Source organism: Labilibaculum sp., from assembly GCF_963664555.1.
Taxonomy (GTDB): domain Bacteria; phylum Bacteroidota; class Bacteroidia; order Bacteroidales; family Marinifilaceae; genus Labilibaculum.
This window is the reverse complement of sequence record NZ_OY761461.1, coordinates 2,632,524-2,656,401: the sequence shown is the minus strand read 5'-3', so window position 1 is coordinate 2,656,401 and position 23,878 is coordinate 2,632,524. Positions and strand designations below refer to the sequence as shown.

General features: G+C 36.8%; 19 protein-coding genes. 17 read left to right on the top strand and 2 right to left on the bottom strand.

Going from position 1 to position 23,878, the window contains the following annotated elements; genetic code table 11:
• Positions 1-111 precede the first annotated feature (111 nt).
• A complete protein-coding gene (locus tag ACKU4N_RS10580) occupies positions 112-1,326 on the bottom strand; it encodes a helix-turn-helix domain-containing protein (RefSeq protein WP_321316257.1) in 1,215 nt (404 codons plus the stop codon).
• A gap of 146 nt (positions 1,327-1,472) precedes the next feature.
• On the opposite strand from ACKU4N_RS10580, the gene ACKU4N_RS10575 reads away from it, so the two are divergent.
• The 9 genes from ACKU4N_RS10575 (at position 1,473) to ACKU4N_RS10535 (ending at position 12,494) form a co-directional block, all read left to right on the top strand.
• Positions 1,473-3,326, top strand: a complete 1,854-nt coding sequence (locus ACKU4N_RS10575) for a glycoside hydrolase family 28 protein (RefSeq protein WP_321316255.1) — start codon at positions 1,473-1,475, stop codon at positions 3,324-3,326.
• 17 nt (positions 3,327-3,343) lie between these two features.
• Entirely contained in the window at positions 3,344-4,450 is a 1,107-nt protein-coding gene (gene pelA / locus ACKU4N_RS10570) for a pectate lyase (RefSeq protein ID WP_321316254.1), read from the top strand.
• A 50-nt stretch (positions 4,451-4,500) separates the two neighbouring features.
• Entirely contained in the window at positions 4,501-5,697 is a 1,197-nt protein-coding gene (locus tag ACKU4N_RS10565) for a sialidase family protein (RefSeq protein WP_321316253.1), read from the top strand.
• A gap of 80 nt (positions 5,698-5,777) precedes the next feature.
• Complete coding sequence (locus ACKU4N_RS10560) at positions 5,778-6,743, top strand: family 43 glycosylhydrolase (RefSeq protein ID WP_321316252.1); 966 nt, start codon at positions 5,778-5,780, stop codon at positions 6,741-6,743.
• Between the two features lie 38 nt (positions 6,744-6,781).
• On the top strand, positions 6,782-7,996 hold the full coding sequence (locus ACKU4N_RS10555) for a pectinesterase family protein (RefSeq protein ID WP_321316251.1): 1,215 nt from the start codon (positions 6,782-6,784) through the stop codon (positions 7,994-7,996).
• Between the two features lie 44 nt (positions 7,997-8,040).
• Positions 8,041-8,790: a rhamnogalacturonan acetylesterase gene (locus ACKU4N_RS10550; RefSeq protein ID WP_321316250.1), complete on the top strand. Its 750-nt coding sequence runs from the start codon at positions 8,041-8,043 to the stop codon at positions 8,788-8,790.
• Between the two features lie 71 nt (positions 8,791-8,861).
• Complete coding sequence (locus ACKU4N_RS10545) at positions 8,862-10,250, top strand: glycoside hydrolase family 140 protein (RefSeq protein ID WP_321316249.1); 1,389 nt, start codon at positions 8,862-8,864, stop codon at positions 10,248-10,250.
• 58 nt (positions 10,251-10,308) lie between these two features.
• Positions 10,309-11,115, top strand: a complete 807-nt coding sequence (locus tag ACKU4N_RS10540) for a rhamnogalacturonan acetylesterase (protein WP_321316248.1) — start codon at positions 10,309-10,311, stop codon at positions 11,113-11,115.
• Positions 11,116-11,570: 455 nt separating this feature from the next.
• A complete protein-coding gene (locus ACKU4N_RS10535; protein WP_321316247.1) occupies positions 11,571-12,494 on the top strand; it encodes a hypothetical protein in 924 nt (307 codons plus the stop codon).
• 186 nt (positions 12,495-12,680) lie between these two features.
• Here ACKU4N_RS10535 and ACKU4N_RS10530 read toward each other — a convergent pair whose 3' ends face one another.
• Complete coding sequence (locus ACKU4N_RS10530; protein ID WP_321316246.1) at positions 12,681-13,409, bottom strand: hypothetical protein; 729 nt, start codon at positions 13,407-13,409, stop codon at positions 12,681-12,683.
• Positions 13,410-14,331: 922 nt separating this feature from the next.
• Here ACKU4N_RS10530 and rsgA point away from each other — a divergent pair.
• The 8 genes from rsgA (at position 14,332) to ACKU4N_RS10490 (ending at position 23,851) form a co-directional block, all read left to right on the top strand.
• Entirely contained in the window at positions 14,332-15,399 is a 1,068-nt protein-coding gene (gene rsgA, locus ACKU4N_RS10525; protein WP_321316245.1) for a ribosome small subunit-dependent GTPase A, read from the top strand.
• 590 nt (positions 15,400-15,989) lie between these two features.
• Positions 15,990-16,592 (top strand): peroxiredoxin, encoded by a 603-nt coding sequence (locus tag ACKU4N_RS10520; RefSeq protein ID WP_321316244.1) that lies wholly within the window; start codon positions 15,990-15,992, stop codon positions 16,590-16,592.
• 412 nt (positions 16,593-17,004) lie between these two features.
• Positions 17,005-17,853 carry a metallophosphoesterase family protein gene (locus tag ACKU4N_RS10515; RefSeq protein WP_321316243.1) on the top strand — a complete coding sequence of 283 codons (849 nt, stop codon included), beginning with the start codon at positions 17,005-17,007 and terminating at the stop codon, positions 17,851-17,853.
• A gap of 88 nt (positions 17,854-17,941) precedes the next feature.
• Entirely contained in the window at positions 17,942-18,514 is a 573-nt protein-coding gene (locus ACKU4N_RS10510; RefSeq protein WP_321316242.1) for a hypothetical protein, read from the top strand.
• 454 nt (positions 18,515-18,968) lie between these two features.
• Positions 18,969-21,074, top strand: coding sequence for an ATP-binding protein (locus tag ACKU4N_RS10505; protein WP_321316241.1), 2,106 nt, complete (start codon positions 18,969-18,971; stop codon positions 21,072-21,074).
• A 223-nt stretch (positions 21,075-21,297) separates the two neighbouring features.
• The gene (locus tag ACKU4N_RS10500) at positions 21,298-21,873 is read left to right on the top strand and encodes a porin family protein (RefSeq protein WP_321316240.1); all 576 of its coding nucleotides are present in this window, start codon (positions 21,298-21,300) and stop codon (positions 21,871-21,873) included.
• A 192-nt stretch (positions 21,874-22,065) separates the two neighbouring features.
• The gene (locus tag ACKU4N_RS10495) at positions 22,066-23,238 is read left to right on the top strand and encodes a DUF418 domain-containing protein (RefSeq protein ID WP_321316239.1); all 1,173 of its coding nucleotides are present in this window, start codon (positions 22,066-22,068) and stop codon (positions 23,236-23,238) included.
• A gap of 211 nt (positions 23,239-23,449) precedes the next feature.
• The gene (locus ACKU4N_RS10490; protein ID WP_321316238.1) at positions 23,450-23,851 is read left to right on the top strand and encodes a NifB/NifX family molybdenum-iron cluster-binding protein; all 402 of its coding nucleotides are present in this window, start codon (positions 23,450-23,452) and stop codon (positions 23,849-23,851) included.
• The last annotated feature ends 27 nt before the right edge of the window (positions 23,852-23,878 follow it).

The following is a 23,878-nucleotide window of genomic DNA, read 5'->3' as shown; positions in this document are numbered from 1 at the left end:
GCATATCAATTAAACAGCAGTATACTTAGCTCAAAGCTGGCATGCTGCTGTTTTTAGTTATACGGTTGGTTTCACTTTTGATGTCAGTCTGTTTCATCCCTTGAATGTTGTTCATTCAATACTTCCAAACCTTATAATTTCATAATAAAATCCTGAGGATTGCAATCCTGATATTTTCATTAACAGATTCCAGTCAGTTGGAAAAGAGACTATACTATCAGTAAGCTCATTCAAAAATGATGTTTCGCTCAACTTGTACAATGCTTCCGATTTGCCAAATGGAAGAAAGGAAACAAAAAACATGATCTTTTTTCCTTCGTAGGCCGAAATGTTGGAGACTATGGCATAATCATTCTGGAATACCGATCGATCAGGATTGTTTAGAGAAATATACTCTGTAGTATCTTGTTGTTCATTTAAAATAAAAATAGCCGGGGGTAAGTTGGAATAATGAAACCCGGTTTTTGCGAAAAAAGGATTAAGTACTCCCAAAGTGCCAAAATCGCCTACAAAAATCAGGTCATTCATCCGAACATCACTCAATGATAATTCCGAAGCATATTTCATACTGAATGGTTTGTGTGCTTTTTGGAAAATTTGTATCAACTGAAAAAAACAGTTGGGGATTTCTTCACCAAAATAACTTTGCCCCAATTTTTTCATACTGGCTTTTTGCTCTGGATTTTTATCCAGATATGCCATAAAGTCGTTTTGGCTGTTTATTTCCGGATTACGAACATAATTGAAGCTGCTATCCGGGAATTGCGTTTTTTGCATCATAAAATAATCACCCAAAACGATCATCAGCGGGTTTTCCGATTGCAAATAGTAATCCCAAACCGGATTTTCATTTTCTGTTTTTTGAGTGTTAAAGTTTCTATTGCCTGAGAAATAAAGGAATGCAAAAATCAACATCAGAACAAAAGAAACCGGAAATAAGAATTTAAGGTTAATCGAATTTAATTTTGTGGCTTTCACTTCTGGTTCAGGCTCAATATTTTCTGACTCATACACCTCAAACACAACACGATAACTACCCTTGGGAATTACATACCGCACGGCATCATGATTTCCTTCATCCAGATAGTAAGAATTGAGTTTTTTACGCAGATTGTAAATATTGGAACGTACAATAGAATCCGACCCGGGATCAAATGAAGCATCACGTCCGAAAACGTCAATGGCAATAACCGTTTCTTTCAGAATTTTATCTTCGCGTGTAGCGCTTACCAAATAACGAAGCAATCGAACATCGTTCGCAGATGTAAAATACTTGCTGCCGGCAATTTTACTCAGCCAGAAATTGTCATCGAAATTGTTACTCATGGTAGATATTACGGTTATCCTGCGAAAGTTACTAAATCATTTTAAATAACACATAAAAACAAAAAATGAATAGGTCAATAACAGTTAATGACAGAAAATAACAGCCTGCTTATAAGACTTTCACTTATATTAGCAAAAAAAAAGTTATGCGACTTCCCATTTTATCTATTTCTCTTATTCTGGTCTTGCTGGCTTGCAACAGTCAAAAAGAAAATGTTCACAATAATCTGGTTCCCGAAAGTTCCAATAGCTGGGAATATGCCGATTCAATAAGAAATGAAATAAAGCCTGCAAAAATCCCAACTGATACTTTAAATCTGATTGATTTTGGATTTTTAGATGATTCTCAGAGAATCCAGAAAGCAATTGACCATGTTTATGAACTTGGTGGTGGTACAATTCTAATTCCTCCTGGAATTTATTATACCGGACCTATTGTTCTAAAGAGTAAAATAAATCTGTATTTGGAAGAAGGTGCCGAACTTAAATTCATTGCGAAGCCTGAAATTTATCCTTTAGCTTACAACTGGTTTAACGGCATTCCGTGCATGAACTATTCGCCCCTGATTTATGCTAAAAACGCAACTGATATACAAATAAGCGGCAAAGGCATTATTGACGGTCAGGGAAACGATCCGGTATGGAAAAACATGAAATTCAATGAAAGGACAGATTGGGAATTGTTGAAAGATTTGGAAAATAATGATGTGAGACCCATCAACCGTAAATTTGGGAATGGTCACTTTTTCCGCCCCGACTTAATCACTTTTTTAGAGTGTTCCCGAATAAATATTTCGGGAGTAAGCATTAAAAATGCACCTTTTTGGGTTATTCACCCAATTTTATGCAAACATGTAACGATTAAAAATTGTTTGATCAGCAGTCATGGATACGATCAGATTGGAATTGGATTGGAAAGCAGTGAAAATATTCTTGTCGACAGTACTAAATTTCAGTTTGTTGATGATGGTGTAAAAATTCTTTCCGGGCGGGTTAAAATCCCAAACAATCATGCTTCAAAAAATATCTTGATCCAAAATTCTGTTTTCGAAAATGTTCTTTATTCGGCAGTAATTATCAGCTCTCAAACACAAGCCGGAGCCAATCATATTTTCCTGTCTGATTTAAAAATTGACACAAGCGAAACTGCTTTGCGTATTTTCGCCAATGCCGTACTAAAGGGAAAGCTCCACGAAATATTTTTAAAAAATATTCAGGCAAATCATATTACCGGTTCATTTTTACTTAGCAATATTAACAACAGTTCAAACCTATCCGATTCCAGTCCATTGTTATATAATATTCATCTCGATAAAATTAATGCCGAGAATTGTGGCCGGGCTTTTCTTCTTAACGGCCATAGTAAAAATTTGATTTATAATGTAAATGTCCGTGATTCTAAGTTTTCTACCTTTAAAGGTTCATTTGTAAAGAACCTGCAAAACATGAGCTTTTCAAATGTTCGGGAAAATGACAAAAATTATTCGGGAACAAACTCGGTTGGGAACATTCAAATTCCAAAAATCAATCTGAAACGTAACGAAGATGATATTTTAGATTCCAATAATATAAAATTCAATGATCTTCCAAAATCTGTGAAAAATACCCTGGCGGATAATTATCCTCAGATTCCTGTCAACAATATTAACCAAATGATTACCCAGTCAAACGTTATCTACAATATTGATTTGAAACTCGAATCGTCGAAAGAACTGCGTCTCTTAATTCTGGTCAACGGAAAGATTATGCGATCCGAATTAGATATTACATTTGGTGAATTACCGAAAGCAGTACTATCAGCCTTGGAAAATTATTTAAAGATCACTCCCGCCCCTCTCATGATCAATGAAATAAAGAAAATTTCTTTTCAGGATTTCACATATTTCGAAATTAAAGGAGAGTACGACCGAAAATTATTCGCCGTTGGAATCAATAATAATGGAGATATAATTGAAGAGAAACAAAAAATAATCACCACTTATTTTTCACCATTCCAATAATGTAAAAACAAGAATCCATGAAGAATATCTATTTAATATCAATACTTGCAATCTTGACAATTACTTGCTCTTCGGCGCAACACAGGCAAAAAATAACATCTCAAGACTATTTGAGTCTGAAATGGAAACAGGTATCAACCAAAATGCCTGCCGAATGGTATGGAACTGAGGATGCGAAATTGGTGGCAGAAAACGTACTGCTTAGTCAAAAAGAAATTGGAGGATGGGAAAAAAACAAGCCATATCATCACAAATTTTCAGAATCAGAGAAGGCTCATTATATTCAGGACAAATCTGAAATTGGCGCCACATTCGATAACGGAGCAACAATATCAGAACTGCGGTTTCTGGCTAAAGTATACTCCCATTTTCATGACGAGCGATACAAACAGGCATTTGAAAAAGGACTTGACTATATTTTTATTTCGCAATACGAAAATGGCGGATGGCCACAGTTTTATCCTTACAAAAGTGATTATGCAGACCATATTACCTATAATGATGATGCGATGGTAAATACCATGAAATTTTTGTTTCAAATATTAGATGACAGTAAAGAATTTTCGTCCTTACAAATAAATAAAAACCGAAAGGACAAAGCCCAAAAAGCATTCGACAAAGGAATTCAATGCATTCTTAAAACCCAGATTGTTGTAAATGGTCAACCAACAGTATGGTGTGCTCAGCACGATGAAAAAACATTCGCTCCGGCTAATGCACGTGCATACGAATTGGCATCGTTTAGTGGTGGCGAATCGGTCAATATAGCACTTTTATTAATGAAGATAGATAAGCCTTCCAAGGAAATTATTGCTGCTGTAAATGGAGCTGTAAAATGGTTCGAGGCCAACAAAATAGAAGGAGTAAAATTAACGCAGGAAACAGATAAAAACGGGAAGAATAATCGAATTATTGTTAAAGATAAAAATGCTTCCCCATTATGGGCCCGTTTTTACGATTTAGAAACAGGCAAGCCTTATTTCTGCAGCCGCGATGGAATTAAAAGAAACTCTCTGGCTGAGATTAGCTACGAACGCCGAAATGGTTACGGCTGGTATACAAATGCTCCTGCCAAACTCTTGAAAGAATATCCTGACTGGAGAAAAAAAGTAAATGCAAAATAACTACCAAGCCAATACCAGATTCTGCAGATAATAACTTTTTATAGAGAATTATGATTTCACTTAAAAATATCATTAAACTTTTACCTCAATTTTTTCTGGTACTGTCCTTGCATGCTCAGGAATGTGATGTCCCTTTTAAGGTCCATTCTCTCTTTAAGTTTGATCAGCCCGAAACTATGGGACTCCTTTTCGCCAAAGGGCTTGAAACAGTAACAATATTTGCACCGCAAAGCAATGATAATAAATACAATCACGGAGTAGTACTGTTTCCGTTTAAAGGAATGCTTTATGCGCAATGGCAAAGTTCATCGGTTGATGAAGATGGTGAAGATACTCAGGTTTTTTACAGCAGAAGCAAAAATGGCAAAGACTGGAGCAAACCATCTGCATTAACAAAAAAATGGAAACATGGAATAAAAACAAGCGGCGGATGGTGGAGTGACGGAACTACCCTTGTGGCATATGTTTGTAATTGGCCCAATAAAAACGATGGAGCTAAAGAAGGTTATACCGAATACATCACTTCAAGCGATGGGATACATTGGAAATCGCCAAAACCTCTTACAAATAGCAATGGGCAAGCTGTTTTAGGAATTATTGAACAGGATGTTCATGCATTAAAAACCGGCCGGATCATTACGGCTTTTCATATGCAGCCCGGATTGATAGTTACACCGTTTTATACTGACGACCTGCTTGGCATATCGGGTTGGACATCTGGAAAAATGATTAACATGCCTACAGACAATAAAAATATAAGCCGGGAAATAGAACCCAGTTGGTTTTACAGAAAAGACAGCACCATTGTCATGATTTTCCGGGATCAAAACAATAGTTTTAAAAAACTTGCTTCAATTAGCAAGGACAATGGTTTAAGCTGGACTACACCTGTAATTGTTGACACACCAGACTCCAGAGCGAAGCAGAGTGCAGGAAATTTACCCGACGGCACAGCCTTTATGGTTAACAATCCTTCGGGAAACAAAAGTCGGTTTCCTCTTGCAATTACTTTAAGCAAAGACGGTTTTACATTTGATCATGCTTACTTGCTGCGCAGTGGCAACAAAGATCTTCAGCCCATGAGATGTAAGGGAAAATACAAACGAATAGGCTACAGTTATCCCAAAAGTGTGATTTGGGGTGATTATCTCTACGTTTCATATGCAACCAATAAAGAAGATGTAGAATTAACCCGAATTCCGATTGACAGTTTGCTCTGGCAACAGGATCAGCTGCTTAATGAGTAGCTGCATGCCGGGCACTTACTTTCAATAAAAAAACGCATTAAAAAATAATACCAACCATTATTAAATAAAATAAGAATAGGATGAAACAGTTTACAATTCTAACAGCATTGATATTTTTACTGCTAAATACATCAATATCCTCTGCTCAAAACCCACTCAATTTTGGCAGTAATATCAAAACAGCAGATCCATCTGGCCATGTCTGGAAAGATGGGAAAATGTACCTTTACACTTCCCACGATGAAGAATGTCAGCCTGATTTTTTCATGAAAGACTGGCACGTGTTCTCCTCCTCCGATTTGGTGAATTGGACCGATCATGGTGCCTGTTTATCGGTTGATGATCTTTCGTGGGCCGATAATTTCGCATGGGCGCCCGATTGTGCCTATAAAAATGGCAAATATTATTTCTGTTTCCCTGCCGGCACCGGTTTTAAAGATCGTGTAAATTCTAAAAACAGCACAAAATGGATGGGATTAGGGATTGCAGTAAGTGATTCTCCAACAGGCCCTTTTGTTGATGCAATTGGAGCCCCTTTATGGAAAAAACCTTACGCCAACGATCCTTGTCTTTTTGTAGATGATGATGACAAAGCCTACATCTATTTTAATGGTGGCGGCGACTATTTTGCTGCTGAAATGGCTGACGATATGCTTAGCGTTAAAGGTGATCTGTTTAAAATGGATATGGGCGGATACAATCCAAAAAGAGAAGGCCCGTGGGTATTTAAAAGAAATGGAAATTACTATTATACCATGCCTGAAAACAACAGAATCCTTACTTATTATATGTCCAAATCTCCTATCGGCCCTTGGAAATATCAGGGTGTTATTATGCAGCAGGAAGGGGAAAGTAATAATCACCATTCGATTGTTGAATTTAAGGGACAATGGATTTTATTCTATCATCGTTGGCTTAAAACAAAATCAATCTGCGATAAAACACAACGTCAGTGTTGCGCTGAATACCTTTATTTTAACGAAGACGGAACCATTCAGGAAGTAAAAAGAACTGATAAAGGTGTTGGGGAAACCTCGGCTGACTAACAATATAAGATTATTAAAAAATCTAAACCAATACAACAATGTCAAGAACTTTTATTCTATTTATTTTTGTTTGTTTAGTCAATGTTTCTATGGCGCAGCATGTCGATATTACGGTTGCGCAAGATGGAAGCGGAGACTACAAAACAATTACTGAGGCAATTGAACAACTACCCGACACAACATACGGACGTGTTGTAATTTTAATTAAAAATGGCCTTTACCATGAAAAATTCAGAATTGAGTATGATAATTTAAGCCTGATTGGCGAAAACAGAGATTCTACCATTATTAAATACAGCCTGTTACGAACAGATTGGATGAAAAACAAAGATGCAATTGGCGAAGCCGTTGTCAATATACATGCAGATGATGTAATCCTAAAGAATCTGACCATTGCAAACAGTCAACCCGAAATTGGACCTCATGCATTTGCCGTTTACGGTAGAGGCACAAGAACAATTATTGACAACTGCACCATTACAAGCAAAGGAGCAGATACGGTTTCTCTTTGGGATTCGGAAAATGGAATGTACTATCATACCAATTGCCATTTTGAAGGTGCCGTGGATTTTGTGTGTCCCCGGGGCTGGTGTTTTATATCCAACTCATCTTTTTACGAGGTAAAACAAACAGCAGCTATCTGGCATGCCGGATCGATCAATAAAAATCAAAAATTTGTAATCAAAAATTCTTTTTTTGATGGTATAGAAGGATTCCATCTGGGACGTCATCATTACGAAGCCCGATTTTATTTGATTAATTGCAGCTATTCCAAACAAATGGCTGACAAACCAATCTATCGGGTAACTTATCCTGATAAGCCCGAAAAAAATCAACCCTATGTTTGGGGAGAGCGAAAATATTTCTCGAACTCTAAAAAAGAAGGCAAAGCTTTTAACTGGTTAACTGACAACATCCAAAATGCGGATACAATTTCTGCAAAATGGACTTTTGATGGTCGGTGGGATCCTGAGAATGCAACTCCTCCTAAATGTCTGAAAATTGACGAAAGTAAGGACGAATTCGTATTGACCTTTTCCGAAGCAATGACCATACGCGGCGATCTGCAAATAACAGCAGCCGACGGAACTGTCTATACTCTTAAAAACAAAAAAGATGCGAAAACCATTATTTTCAGCAAAAAAGGACAAGCATTAAAGTCCAAATCATTTTCAATTACAAGCGGTGAAATGCTGGCAAGCCAGGCAAGCCTTACCGAACGAAAAAAGAATCAAATACAAATTGACAAATAGATAATTTATTTTCAAACATCATATAAAAATTAAAAACATTCAAAATGAAGTACCCATCCAAAACAATCATTTTATTGCTGATTCTGTTTGCATTTTCTTGTACACAAAAAAAAGAAACTACCATTTTTCTTGTTGGTGACTCAACAATGGCCAATAAACCATTCGCGAATGGAAATCCGGAAAGAGGCTGGGGTCAAATCTTTCCTCTTTATTTAAATGAAGGCATACATGTGGAAAATCATGCTGTAAACGGACGCAGCTCAAAAAGCTTTCAGGATGAAGGAAGATGGGCCAAGGTTTTGGAAAATATGCAAACCGGAGATTATGTGATTATTCAGTTTGGGCATAACGATGAAAAAATAAAGGACAGTACCAGATATACCAATGCAGATACCGATTACCGACAAAATTTGACTCGTTTTGTAAGCGAAGCACGGCAAAAAGGCGGTATTCCTGTTTTAGCCACCTCTATCGTACGTCGAAAATTTGATGAGAACGGAGTATTTCAAGAGAGCCATGGCATGTATCCACAGGTAGTTAGGGAAGTTGCAAAATCAGAACAGGTTCCGTTGCTTGATTTACAACAATTAACCAAAGAACTTCTTATTAATTATGGAGAAGATGCTTCAAAAAAATTATACTTACACATCAATGCCGGTGAATATGAGTCTTTGCCTGATGGTAGAAATGACGACACACATCTATCGGCAAGCGGAGCATTCCGGGTTTGTGATCTTGCCAAAAGTGAAATCACACAAAAAGTGCCTGAACTTAGCGTGTATTTTAAAAAGTAAATAACAGGATTGTATCTTTCTAAATTGTTCACAAAGCATTTTTTCACATCCAGATTGTAAACACTCAATTTATGCAAAAAACCGCACAACTTATTCTATTTTCATTTTTACTATTGTGTTTGTCCTGCAATTCAAAACCAGACTCACTTTCCAATCTTAAAATATCCGAAAACAAAAGATTTCTGACTACTGAAAATGGGGAACCATTTTTTTGGCTGGGTGATACCGGATGGTTGCTTTTCACAAAACTTACGCGCGAAGAAGCAGAAAGATATTTTGAAGACAGACGTCAAAAAGGATTTAATGTAATACAGGCAATGGTTTTGCATGATGTTACAAAAGCAGTGAATGTTTACGGAGATTCTGCCCTGATAAACTGTCATGTAGATCAACCGAATACCACCCTGGGAAATTCAGCCGAAAATTCAGAACAGTACGACTATTGGGATCACATCGATTACCTGATAAATCTTGCGAATCAAAAAGGATTGTACATGGCACTGGTACCGGTTTGGGGATCGAATGTGAAAAGCGGTAACGTGCCTGAGCAAGCAGCTGAAAAATACGCGGCATGGTTAGCCCTAAGGTATAAAGACTGTTCAAATGTAATTTGGATGAATGGCGGTGATACAAAGGGCTGTGACTCCACATCCACATGGAAGGCCATTGGTTCGGCCATTCGGCAAAACAGTCCGAAACAGCTTATTACCTTCCACCCTTTTGGCCGGATGCAGTCTTCAGAATGGTTCCATAACGAAGACTGGCTTGATTTTAACATGTTTCAATCGGGACACCGAAGATACGATCAGGACACGGACGTTCCCTATCATGGTGAAGACAACTGGAAATATGCTGCCGCTGATTATGCAAAAATTCCGGTAAAACCAACTCTTGACGGTGAACCTTCTTACGAAGGCATTCCTCAGGGGCTTCACGATACCACTCAACCCTTGTGGACCGACTCTGATTGCAGAAGATATGCTTACTGGTCGGTTTTTGCAGGTGGATGTGGTTTTACCTACGGAAACAATGCCATTATGCAATTTCATAAGGAAGGAGATGAAAATCCGGCTTACGGTTCAAAAGAGTACTGGGAACCGGCACTGAATGCTCCGGGAGCCATCCAGATGAACTACCTGAAGCAACTCATTTTATCAAAATCTTATTTCGACCGAATTCCGGCACAAGATCTTATTGCAGATGAGCAAGGCGAAAAATACGATTATCTATCTGCCGCAAAAGGCAGCGATTATGCATTTGTTTACACCTATACTGGTCGGATAATGAATATCAATCTGGAAAAAATGGATGTAAGCGAAGTGAAAGCCTCATGGTACAATCCCCGAAACGGTTCCTATACTAAAATAGGAACATTCGAAGCCAAAGGCATAAAATCCTTCGATCCTCCGGGAGATAAAACAAATGGAAATGATTGGGTACTGGTATTGGAAAATGATTGATCAGAATTGATTCGTTTGCCGGAACAAGAGAATATAATTTAAAAAAACGCAAAGAGAAATGAAAACGAATTTGATTTTTCATCAACGAAATCTTTTATTACTGATTTTGTTTTTGTTCGGTTGCTCTTCATTACAAGAGAAGCCTGTGGTTATCTATCTAATCGGGGATTCCACCGTGGCTGATTATGCTGATAATTACGAAGAAGGTAAAGATTATTACAAAACCAGATATCCAGTAACAGGCTGGGGTCAGGTATTTCAGGAACAATTTACAGGAACTGATTTAACTGATTTCAAAAACATTTTCGATTCAGACAGTGTTATTATTGATGATCGTGCACGGGGAGGTAGAAGTACGCGAACCTTTTTTCAGGAAGGAAGATGGAGATCGGTATGTGAAAACCTGAAAAAAGGCGATGTTGTAATCATGCAGTTTGGTCATAATGATGGAGCACAGAACAAACCGGAGCGCTATACTGATATTGAAAGTTACAAGGAGTTCCTAAGATTATTTGTATCTCAAACAAGAGAAAAGAACGCAGTTCCAATTATTCTTACCCCTGTATGCAGAAATTACCCATGGAAAGACAGTCATTTAGAAAATGTTCATGGTGAATACCCAAAAGCAGCCTTGGATGTTGCTGTCGAAATGCAGGTCTGTTTTATTGATTTAAATCAATTATCTATGGATACTTTTAGTGGGAAAGGTCAGGAATATGTAACTAATAATTATTTTATGAATTTGCCCTCCGGCGTATATGAAGCTTATCCGGAAGGACAATCAGACAATACACATTTTCAACCAGAAGGAGCAAAAGTTGTTGCTGAATTGGTTTTTAATGCAATGAAAATTGTAAAGAAATGAAACCATTTCCTATGTTTATGATTTGTTTTCTCTATCAAAGTTGAAAAAAATGATTTTTTGAGATGTATCTATCAGATGCAATCAATACCAACTGTTTAAGAATTTAAAAGCCGCGTCAGTGGCTTTTTTTATGCCCCCCAGCCCCTTATCTTTTTGTTCTGACCATACTCCTGTCTTTAAAACCTCACCCAATCCTTCTCCTTAAAGGAGAGGTGAATACAGCTCCTGATATCTGCACATTTTTAAAAGAAGGCCCCCTTCTCCTCGAGGAGAAGGGCCGGGGTTGAGGTGTCTGCTCTCTCCCACTTCACCAATGCCTAAAATAGCTACCAATTCTATTTATCCTTTATTTAGAACTATTATCACAATTAAACTCAGTGTTCCTAAATAATGTTTTGTTAATTTTAAGAACTCAAGAATAAAACACTTTTACGTTAATATCAATAAAAGAACATATGCAGAAACTTGATTTTTCGATTAATATAGGACATGTGATCTCAGAACTGTGTTCAGAACAAATAGTTGCGATTTTCGATCAAGGTTTTAAACTTCCTGGAACTACATTTAACTATACCTCAATTACTCCTATTCTCTTTGCTTCAAAGAGTAAGTACGATAATTTAGTTAAAACAGAAGAATACGCCAGTATACTTAATAAAATAAACGCCTCGGAAGTCTATGAGGAAGCAAACTTGGCTTTTCTTACTACTCAATTAAGAAATATGCCTGGAAGGGATTTAATAATCAACGACAAGGTTTCAAGACTATATTCCTTTCATAAATCCCTTGTAGACTTAAAAAAAATTACAACTGAGTTATTAGTTGATAAAAAATTCTCTGGTGATTTAGATTCGCTTATGGACACAGGATACTTAATTTTTCAAATTGCAATAGAAGAAGATGGTCTCGAACCTAGTCAATACTTAAAAATTATAACAGCTCTAGATGAACTGATTAAAACAATTGAAAAAATTAACGGTCAAAGTGATGAAGATAAAAATTCTGCAAGAATAATCATGCTTGACTCAGGTAGTGATACCAACTTAGGGATTAAATCACAAGTTGAAACTGCTAAATCATTATTCTTAATCTTTAAAGAAATATGGGATTTTATTACAAACCATCGTTTCTATAAGACTAAACAACAAAATGAAGCATTTATGGAAAGCTTAACCATAAGGCAAAAAATTGTTGAGATGCAAAAAAATGGTGTATTAACAGAAGATGAAGCTAAGGAGTACTCTTTCATGATTAAAACAAGGACTGACACACTTATTGGACTTAAAGTATTACCCAAAAGCATAATGAATACAAATCACCTAGTCGAAAACAAGTACATGCTTAAAGAATACAGGGGCTTAAAACTTTTAGAAAGCTAGAACAAGACTACTTTATTTATTGCTAAATTTCCAATTTATTTTTAAGTACAAACGCTACAATTCTCTGGTTAATTAGCATTTTAGTAGGCGAAATCCAGTAAAATTAGCTTCCCTTTTACAAACCATCAAAAAACAAAAAAGCCACCTCAAGGTGGCTTTCATTTTCTCCAGACCATATAGTCTCTACTAATTTTCAGCAGTCTCATTAACTGCCAGCTCTTCATCCACAGCTTCTCCCTGCAGGTATCGGTATTCGAAACCATAGGTTCTCATAAATCTGCGCACATTCGATGTTGGCTGGTTTCTCATCGAAAATTGAATGTAAGCAGCAATTTCCTTAAGCATTGCTTCAACGGGCTCGCGCACCCCGGCCAAATCTTTCTGTACCTTATTTACAGCACGATCGGCAGGAGCAATTTCGTCGAATTCCTTTTTTGCAGACTCCAAAGCCAATGCCACCTCCTCTACCGAAGGATTGCTCATGGCTGGATAGGTAGCTTCAACCGCTTTTTGCTCTCCCAAAAGAATGTTTTCAGCAGCATTTACCAAATCCATATCCTTACTGAAAGTAGGTAATTCGCCACCCGCAGTAATGTTGTAGTAACGCAGCACTTCAGCAGGATGATCCATTCGGTAGGTTCTTCTTCTTAACCCATCAAAAAAATCGCGCACCACAACAGCAAGTTTGCCAAAACTTTCATTTTTCTCGCGAACCTCTTTCTGCCGAACCGATAAGCTGGCATTGCTCAGATCGTAAACCGTCTGAAATTTCAACTTCAGCTCTTCTGCCTCGAGCAGCAACTCAGCAGGAATAAAACTAGTTCCTAATTCTGCATCTTTCTTTGCAGTTGCAATGGAACGATCCAACACTTTTAACCGATTTATATCGGATGTAGGAAATACTAAATAAGCCATTCAATCTTCAATTATAGTTATACAAAAGGATCAATGAATATTGTCTTCACTTGATCCGGATAATTCTAAAATGATTTAACATGTAATTATTGTGAATTCTCTTGTTTTACAAGCATTCCCGAGCACACAAAAGATGCATTCCCGAAACTCCGGAGGCATTGTGTGTTCCCAAAATGAGCATCCACGAAAAAAAACAAGGCTTGTGTGTGCATAAAACCGGCATCTGAGAAACTCCCAAGGAATTGTGTATTGCTGCAACCGGCATTCTTGAAACTCCGGGAGCATTGTGTACCGCTAAAACGGGTATCTGCAAAACTCCGAGGGGTTTGTGCGTTGCTAAAACCTACATCAACTGAATTAGATGCCCGTTTATGGCGAATAAAACAGCTGTTTTTAATGTGAAAATGTGCCTGATGAAACATGTAAGTTAATTTGGAATTGCCCTTCCCCTCTACTCAACAAAGCATTTTTTTTAATCGAAATTTCAAGTTAACATTAATAGAAACAACTACAAAACAATATCTCACATTTGCCGTTTAATTCAAACACATAATACACTATTCACCTGAAACACAACAATATATTTTTTTATGATCTTAAATAGATCTGCAAACAAATGAAGTGAATGCATTAACAAATACCCGTCAACAGTTTTTTCGCCCCATAGCTTTTCAAAAACCTCACCCAATCCTTCTCCTTAAAAGAGAGGTGAATACAGCTCCTGATATCTGCACATTTTTGAAAGAAGTCCCCCTTCTCCTCGAGGAGAAGGGCCGGGGTTGAGGTATCTGCTCTCTCCCACCTCACCAACACCTGAAATAGCTGCAATATCTTTTCTGTAATTTTTTGGTGCAATTGGGAAAGATGGCTAAATTGAAATTTAAGAAATAGCATCACACAATAAATAATTAACACAACAATTATGACTTACGAAGATTTAGGATACAACCACATACTTGAAAGTTATAGAATCGAACAAAAATTAGATTCATTTGAAATGGGTCGGGTTGTATCGGAACACAAAGAAAGGTATGTTGTAAAAACTCCAACAAATGAATATGATTCTGAATTGTTGGGGAATTTGCGCTTTACGGCGGAAAGCAGATACGATTTTCCGGCCGTTGGAGATTGGGTGGCTTTTTCCGAATACGATGAAAAAAAAGCTCTGATTCATGCCATCTATCCCCGCAGTTCAGTAATTGAACGGCAAGCGGTTGGCAAATCAGGACAGGTACAAATAATTGCAGTAAATATCGATTACGGCATGATTGTACAATCTGTTAACCGCGATTTTAATATCAACCGATTAGAACGGTATTTAACCATTTGTTATGCTTCTAATGTGGAACCAATTATACTTCTTAGCAAAATTGATTTAATTACTGCTGCCGAGTTGGAAACTCTTCTTAATCTGATTGCAGAACGCATTAAAGATGTACCTGTAATTGCCGTTAGTAATGAGTCGGATGCCGGATTGGATCAATTAGCAGCACTTATAAATAAAAGGAAAACCTATTGTTTGCTTGGTTCCTCTGGTGTTGGAAAATCAACACTGATCAACAAGTTAAGCGGTAAGCAACTGATGAGTACAGGAGCAATTAGCGAAAGTATCGACAGAGGGAAACACATTACCAGCCATCGAGAATTGATCGTGCTCGAAAATGGCGGGATTTTAATCGACAACCCGGGAATGCGGGAAGTTGGAATTACAGACACAGCCAGTGGTTTAGAAATGACATTTGATGGCATTATGGAATACGCCAAAAATTGCAGATTCAAAGACTGTACCCACCAACACGAGAAAGGCTGTGCCATTATAGAAGCTGTTGAAAATGGTGAAATTGATCCCAACTCGTACGCGAACTTTCAAAAAATGCACCGGGAGAAAACACATTTCGAATCGACCGTACAGGAAAAGAAGAACAAGGATAAGAGCTTTGGCAGGATGATTAAAAATGTAAAAAAACAAAGAAAAGACAATAAGTTCTAAACAGTATACTAATACAATAGTAAAAGCCACCTAACGGTGGCTTTTCTCATCTCTTCCAGCACGTCAACAGTTTTTTCGCCCATAATTTTTCAAAAACCTAACCCTATCCCTCACCTTTAAGGAGAGGAGAATACAGCTCCTGATATCTGCACATTTTTAAAAGAAGGCTCCCTTCTCCTCGAGGAGAAGGGCCGGGGTTGAGGTGTCTGTTCTCTCCCACTTCACCAACACCTAAAATAGCTGCCCATATCTTTCTTATGATTTTTTGCTGCAAATGGGAAAGATGATTATCAAAACACAACCACCTGATAACAAACAAGATGGCCATACAAATCTAGAAGCATTTTTCTAATTAAAATCATTCTTATAAATTTTCCCTATCATGAAATATACATTTTCAATTGAGAATATTCTCTTTTGAGAAGAATAATAAATAACTTTATCAAATAATAAATGGATAAATAAAATTTAAAACAGGAGGCTAAATTATGGGATGTGACACGGGTTTAAAACCCAGAAAAAAAGTTCAAGTAGAAAATGCAAAAAATAGTAATCAATCAGTAAAGGAGGAAAAAACGATGAGTTCAACAATGGTAAGACAAGAAATGCCAAATTTCACAATGGATGCTTATGATGCTGCCACAGGTCATTTCACAACAGTATCGAGTGATAATTACAAGGGAAAATGGGCTGTAATATGCTTCTATCCTGCTGACTTTACCTTTGTTTGCCCAACTGAAATTGCGGCAATGAATGCTAAATATGATGAATTTCAGAAATTAAATACTGAAATCCTTGCTGTATCAGTTGATTCTAAATTTTCGCACAAAAGATTTGTTGAAACTGAACCAATCCTTAAAGGTTTAAGACTAACCATAGGTGCTGATGGAAATCAGGAAGTAAGCCGTGCATTTGGTGTACTTATCGAAGAAGAAGGTGTAGCACTGCGTGGTAGATTTTTATTTAACCCTGATGGAATTTGTGTAGCACAGGAAGTGCAAGCTGATTCTGTAGGTAGAAATGTAAATGAATTTCTACGTCAGGTGCAGGCATGGCAACATGCAACTAAAACAGGAGAAGTTTGTCCTGCCGGATGGAGACCAGGCAAAAAAACGCTTCCTGTTAATACTGATGCAGAAAAAATGACTGGACGTGTTGGTGATTACATTACAATTGAAGAAATTCTCGATTAATTCTTAATCAATACCGAAAAAGGCAGCTCCATAGAGATGCCTTTTCTTTTTACTTTATCAAGTTGTACTATTTCAAAAATTCCTCAATCTCAACAAGCAAATAATCCAGCAACTCTTCCAAAAACTTTCGAGTGGTATGTCTTTCCCATCAGCGCTTCCGAACACCAACAAAAACAAACAATTTCCAACACAAACCACCTTTAAGGAATCCGCAACTTTTCAAAAACCTCACCAACACCTAAAATAGCTGCCCATATCTTTCTTATGATTTTTTGCTGCAAATGGGAAAGATGATTATCAAAACACAAATTGACAATAAAGCCACCCCGCGGTGGCTTTATTTTTACCAACTCTCTACTACAGGATAGGTTGACTTTAGCATGTCAAAGCGATATATTTATATCTCAAGCTAATGAAATCTAACAGAAATGAAACGCACATGAAACTAATCTATGCCTCAGATCTTCATGGAGATGATCACCTGTACAATGAGCTGATTACAATTCTCGACCAGGAAAAGGATGTTGATGCTCTTTTGTTGGGCGGAGACCTCTTTGCTCATACCCGGATAGTCACCGATCAGCTTCAATTTATAGATAACTGTTTTTTACAATTCGCAAAGGAAATTAAGCTTGATATTCTTTTCATTCCGGGCAACAACGACTGGCCGGCAAGTATAATGAAAATGGAACAGTTGGCTCTTCCAAACATCATCCAGCAACTTCACTTGAAAAGCTATCGCTACAAAAACATGAATCTATCGGGCTACCCCATGGTACCCCACACTCCTTTTCATCGAAAAGATTACGAAGCCCGAGATCTTGAATCTGATGCTATTCAACCTCAGGAAGGCGATTACCTCTCCTCTGCCTCCGGTACTATCAAACCGATTCCTCCAAACTACTTTCTAAAAAAACCAAGTATAGAGGAACAAGTCCGGAATATCGATCCTAAGAGCAGAATATGGCTTTGCCATACTCCACCTTATGGAGGTAAACTAGATATTAGCTGGGAACAAAATCATCTGGGCAGTAAAGCGCTGACAAACCAAATTTGGAAGCAACAACCCATTTTAAGCTTGCATGGACACATTCACGAAGCACCGATGCTTAGTGGCAGTTGGGTTGATAAAATTGGAGAATCTTACTGCATAAATCCTGGTCGCAATGTCAAACAACTTTACGCTGCTATAATTGAACTCGATGAAAATGAAATCCTTCACACTCTCCGGCATACAGTATTTGGAAACTTTAAATTGTAAGCCAATGTTTTGATATCTAAATAAAAACCGGAAAATTATTTTTTCCTTAACTTATTCAATTGATTACTAACTGATAACACAAACAGATATGAAACGACTTATTTATTGCGCTGCCTTTCTGTTGGTAATAATTGCCGGCAAACAGGGCTTCGCGCAGAAACAAAGCTTCAAGCCTTTTAAAGTGGAAGTAGGTGGAATTTTAGCATTTCCACTTGATAAAGAATCCGGATTGGGTGGCGGATCATACATTGAACCCCGATACAGTCTAAATGATAATTTCACCTTTGGATTGCGTTTAGAAGGGGTAAGACTTAGTTCAGGTGAAATTTCTGTTGGAATTGGTCGTGTAAATGTAGATGCTTCTACTGTTACACCAGTTCTGTTTACCTGCGATTATTTCTTCAACAACCAAAAAACACGCCCATTTGTTGGTCTTGGACTAGGGCTTTACAAAAGAAACGATCAAAGTATTGATACTGATATTTGGTCGGTAAATATAAACACAGGTTCTGAAAATAATTTTGGATTTGCCCCACGAATCGGTCTTAATGTTGGCCACATGAGACTGGCAATGATTTACAACTTTACAGAAAATAACATCAGCGATTACCTAAGCGTACAGCTGGGCATTGAAATTGGAGGCGGAAAGAAAAAACAATAAAACCTTTCAGTTAAAATAAACCCCTGATTACCAAAAGGGTGTCTAAAAAGGAATATTTTGTATTGGATTGTCATGTTGAGCGGTCCCGATGGCTATCAGGACGAAACATCTGTTTTTCAAAGTGAAAGATTCTTCAACAGGCTCAGAATGACAATGGAACAATACTTTTTAGACACTCTCTTTCTTTTTTTCCGCAATGAGTGCAGTTCTTAACCATTTCTTATGAATAAAAAATGTTCATCCATATAGAATTCTTCCGAACTAAAATGAACCAATGATTGGGAATTTTAGCAGACTGTTTTCACAAGAAAAGCCATTATTTGTGAACGAAAAATTCCCCTTGGTCAGGATACGGGAATTAACGGCTTGTTTCCTCAATATAAGATCAAAAGATGTTCTGTAAATCAGATATATTTTATTTTTTTGGTTATTTTCGCATCCTACCAAAGAATTGATGATGAAAAAAGTACTTCTATTCAAAATAGCCCTGTTCTGTCTCTGCTTTTTTTGCATTACATCCCCTTCAACGGCTCAAAACAGCGAGCAATTTCAAATTGATTCTTTACAGAAGCAGAACCGAATTGAATCAGATCAAGAACAGCTTGTAGATAATTACAACCAAATAGCCTATTTATTTGGAGGTATAAGTATTGACAGCTCTCTGCATTACAGCCAAAAAGGAATGCTGCTGGCTCAGGAAATTAATTACGATCATGGTTTGGCTGTATCCCATTTATACACTGCCCGTGCATTAATTCAAGACGGAAAATTAAAGCCGGCAATGGAAAATTTCAATAAGGCTCTCAGTCAATTTATTCAGGAAAGAGATTCTGTCAACCTATTGGATTGTTACAGTGGCATGAGTTATTTGGCTTCCTATGAGTCAAATCAATTAAAAAGTCTTGACTACAATCTTAAAGCACTTGAAATTGCAGAAAAATTAAGAGACACAACCAGTTTGTCCATCCGCTGCAACAACATTGGCGCAATTTACAAACGGCTCAATAATTACGAATTGGCTTTGAATTATTTTCAAAAATCCATTGCTCTGGAACAATATTCCTCTAATATCGGAGATTTAGCCATCTCCTATTCCAATGTTGGGGTTTTAAAAGTCGAACATCATAAGTTTAGTGAAGCTAAATCTGATTATCAAAAAATAATGAGCCTATTGCCTGCAATTGACAGTCATTACGTTCAAGCCTATTTGTACCTGTCCTTATCGGGATACTATAATGGGATCAACAATTTTGATTCAACAAAATACTATATTGATAAAGCCAGCGAAATTTGTATCAAGAATAATTATCAGCACATCTTGGCGCGTGCATACCGCAAACAAGGAGAAATGCTTTTCAAACAAAAAAAGTACTCCGAAAGTATTCACGTTCTCGATAAATGCTTAAAATTATCCGATTCTATTGGTGTACAGGAAGAATATCCTGAAATTTATAAGATGAGTGCCAAAGCCTATTCACAAATTGGAAATCACAAACAAGCATACAAATCGCTGCAAAAGGCAAATAATGCCATCGATTCTTTAAAAAGTGAGAAAGTAGCTGAATATTTGGTTGAATTTGAAGAACAAAAGGCTAAAAATGAAATAGAGAAGCAACAGCTTGAATTGGCACTTAAAAATCAGCAGGCAAAAAATGCTGCTATTATCATGAAAAACAAGTACACACTGGCTTTGCTTGCTATTGTTCTACTCATTCTCTCGATTTCAATTGTGGCATTTTACTTTTTAAGATCCAAAAAAAATAATATCATTTTAAAATCCCAGCACAAACTTATTAATGAACAAAAATTACTTCTGGAGGACAATATCAAAAAATTAGAAGTAAGTGAAGAAAACCTTCAAAAGCTAAATGCGACTAAAGACAAGTTTTTCTCCATTATTGCTCATGATTTAAAAAGTCCTTTTACTGCAATTCTGGGTTTTAATAATGAATTAACCAATCATTATAGTGAGTACAGCGATGATGAGCGTTTGGAAATGATCAATCACGTTGGAGATGCCTCAAAATCGACCTATTCCCTGCTTGAAAATTTATTAACATGGTCCAGATCACAAAGTGGGTTTATTCAATTGAATAAAGAGGTACATCTGATAAAGAATCTGGCAGAAGAAGGCATCTTACCAAACATGGCTGCTGCTGAAATTAAAAAAATTAATGTCCTAAATAATATTGATGATGCACAAATAGTTTGGGCCGACAAGGAAACCATAAAAATAGTCGTTTCCAATTTATTTAATAACGCCATTAAATTCTGTAATGCAGGAGGTGTAATTAAGCTCACCGGGAAATTGAATCATGACGTGTTTGAAATTTGTGTACGCGACACCGGTATTGGCATGAGTGAACAAATAATGAATAATCTTTTTATGATTGAAAAGAACGCTCAACGCGTAGGAACCAACGAAGAAAAAGGGACCGGATTGGGTTTGATACTTTGTCAGGAATTTGTTCATAAAAATGGTGGCCAAATTTGGGCGAAAAGTAAAGTTGGAGTTGGTAGTGAAATGTATTTTTCTTTGCCTGTCGACAAAAACAAATAAATTCAGCATCACTATGCAAGATAACTCTTAATTTACCATCTCATGCAGGTTATCTAAACTTAACGCCGTCAAGCTATGGCATTTTCCTTAATCAATCAGCAAAACATCTTAGCAACATAAAAAGGATCATTGATCAACATCAATTAACTTGGCAAACTTGACAGCCACAAAATACAATATCATTTTGTATGTTTGAACTTTAATAATTATTAAACTAAATCACATGAAAAAAATTGTACTACTATTTGCCATTATCGCAATTGGCACATCTTCATTTGCTCAGGATGTAAAATACGGAATAAAAGGAGGTTTAAATCTTGCAAACTTTAGTGGAGATGACATGAACGGTGATTCTAGAGCCGACATTTACTTTGGTGGTTTTATGAGAATAGGTCTTACGGAATCGTTAGCTTTTCAGCCTGAGTTGATTTATTCCCGTCAAGGATCTAAAGATGATCTTGCAGGAAGTAATTTGCAATTTAAAACCAACTTTTTAAATATTCCTCTATTGCTTCGCACAAAAATGTTTGGAACCGATAAACTATTTGCAGTTGCAGGGCCTCAAATCGGCATTCATTTAAGTTCTGAATTTGAAGAAGACGGTGAAACTGCTGATTATGACAAAGCCATGAGAGATTTCGATTTATCCTTAGATTTTGGACTTGAATTTGACCTTAACAAACAATTTAGCATCGAAGCCCGCTACAATTTTGGATTGACTAAAATATTCAATAATGACTATGTTGAAATAGATGCTAAAAATTCCGTTTTTCAAATTGGAATAGCTGCATCGTTTTAATTCATCCTATTTTTCTAAAATATAAAACAAAGTCCGATCCAATTTGATTGGATTTTTTGATTTCAGAAACATTCTGATTTAGGCTGGTTGGAACTTATTTATGCACCATTTTATTGAACATTATCTTCCCTCTTTTTACAAACAAAAAATTTAGTTAAATTAGCATCCTCTATTTAACCAAACCATGCACAAATGAATGCCCCTGCAATTAAAAACCGTCTGCACGTTGTAGATGCTTTACGAGGTTTTGCCCTTGTCTCTATTATGCTCCTTCACAATATTGAGCATTTCGATGTTTATTTTTCGCCGGCAAACCTTCCTGCATGGATGGTTTCTTTAGATAAAATAATTTGGGATTCCTTATTTTTCCTTTTTGGAGGAAAATCCTACGCAATATTCGCCTTACTTTTTGGATTAACCTTTTTTATTCAGACCAACAATCAAAACAAACGAGGCAATGATTTTAGAGTACGCTTTGCATGGCGTTTAGTGCTTCTTTTTGTTTTCGGGATCATAAACTCAGCATTTTACCAAGGTGATATACTTACACTTTACGCTTTTGTGGGTTTGTTTTTAATCCCTTTGGTGAAACTAAACAACAAGTGGATATTTGCTGTTGCTTTACTCCTGTTTGTTCAACCTTATGAATTATTCAGCCTTTTTAAAGCCATACAAAATCCTGATATTAAAATAGCCAACCCCATATCATGGACCTATTTTGGCAAAATGGATGAATACGTAAAAACAGATTCATTTTTAGGTACTGTATATGGCAATTTAACAAATGGGAAAAGAGCCGTTATTGCCTGGAGTTGGGAGAATGGCCGTTTTTTTCATATTCTTTCAACTTTTCTATTCGGGATGCTTGCCGGTCGTATGAATCTTTTTACTAAATCAGATAAAAACACCAGATTTTGGACAAAGACTTTTCTTATTTCGATAATTGTGTTTATTCCCCTGTTTATTCTTCAAAAGAACCTTAGCGGATTAATTAGTAGTGAAGCCATTCGTCGCTCAGTGCAAACCATCGAAACCTCGTGGGCTAATCTTTCATTCATGGTAATCCTTGTATCAGGATTTGTTTTGCTGTTCAACACCAATCTATTTCGAAAAGTTCTGACTCCATTTTCAGCAATAGGTAAAATGAGCCTTTCCAACTATGTATTTCAATCCATTTTAGGTGCAAGCATCTATTACGGGTTTGGTTTGGGAATGTATCAATACACAGGTGCAACTTATGCTTTGTTAATCGGTATCAGTCTAGCTCTATTTCTCGGAGTGTTTTGTACCTGGTGGGATAAAAAACATTCTCACGGACCCTTGGAGGCCATTTGGCACAAAGCGACATGGTTAGGTGCTAAATAAACTTTACTCTTCGCAACATCAATTCCCGGGCCTTGTACCAATCCGGCAGGCATCATACATTTTTGTAGATTTTGAATTAAAATGCCTACAAAAATGAAATTTTTCTTGCCCCTATAATTCGTTAATACTCTGAAACAGAACAGATATCTGTTTACGGTACTCATTTTGATTGTTAGCTTAAATCTTTTTTAGAACTACAAATAAATGAATTATGAAAGTATTGATACCTGTGGTTGATCATGAAAATGCAAAAAACAAGATTACTAAAGAATTTGATGATGCGACCTCTTACTGCATATACGATAGCTTGAATAAAACTTATGAATGGCTTCCAATTAATGCATTAACAAGCAAAATTGGCAACATCAGTTTTGCATTAAAACGCAAGGGTATTCTTTCAGTAATAATAAGAGAAATGCCAATCATGGCCATTCATCTATTTAGCGAAATGGGAATTGCATTATATCCTGCTCAGGGAAATAATTTAGACGAAAACATTAAACTGTTCGACAAAGAAGAATTGAGTCCTCTCACAATAGTAAATGGAAATGTCACACAAATACACGTTTCAAATTGCAGTACATCTTGTGGATCATGCAACTCCGGATGCTAGTTATATTAGTTCCCAATTAGTTTCCAT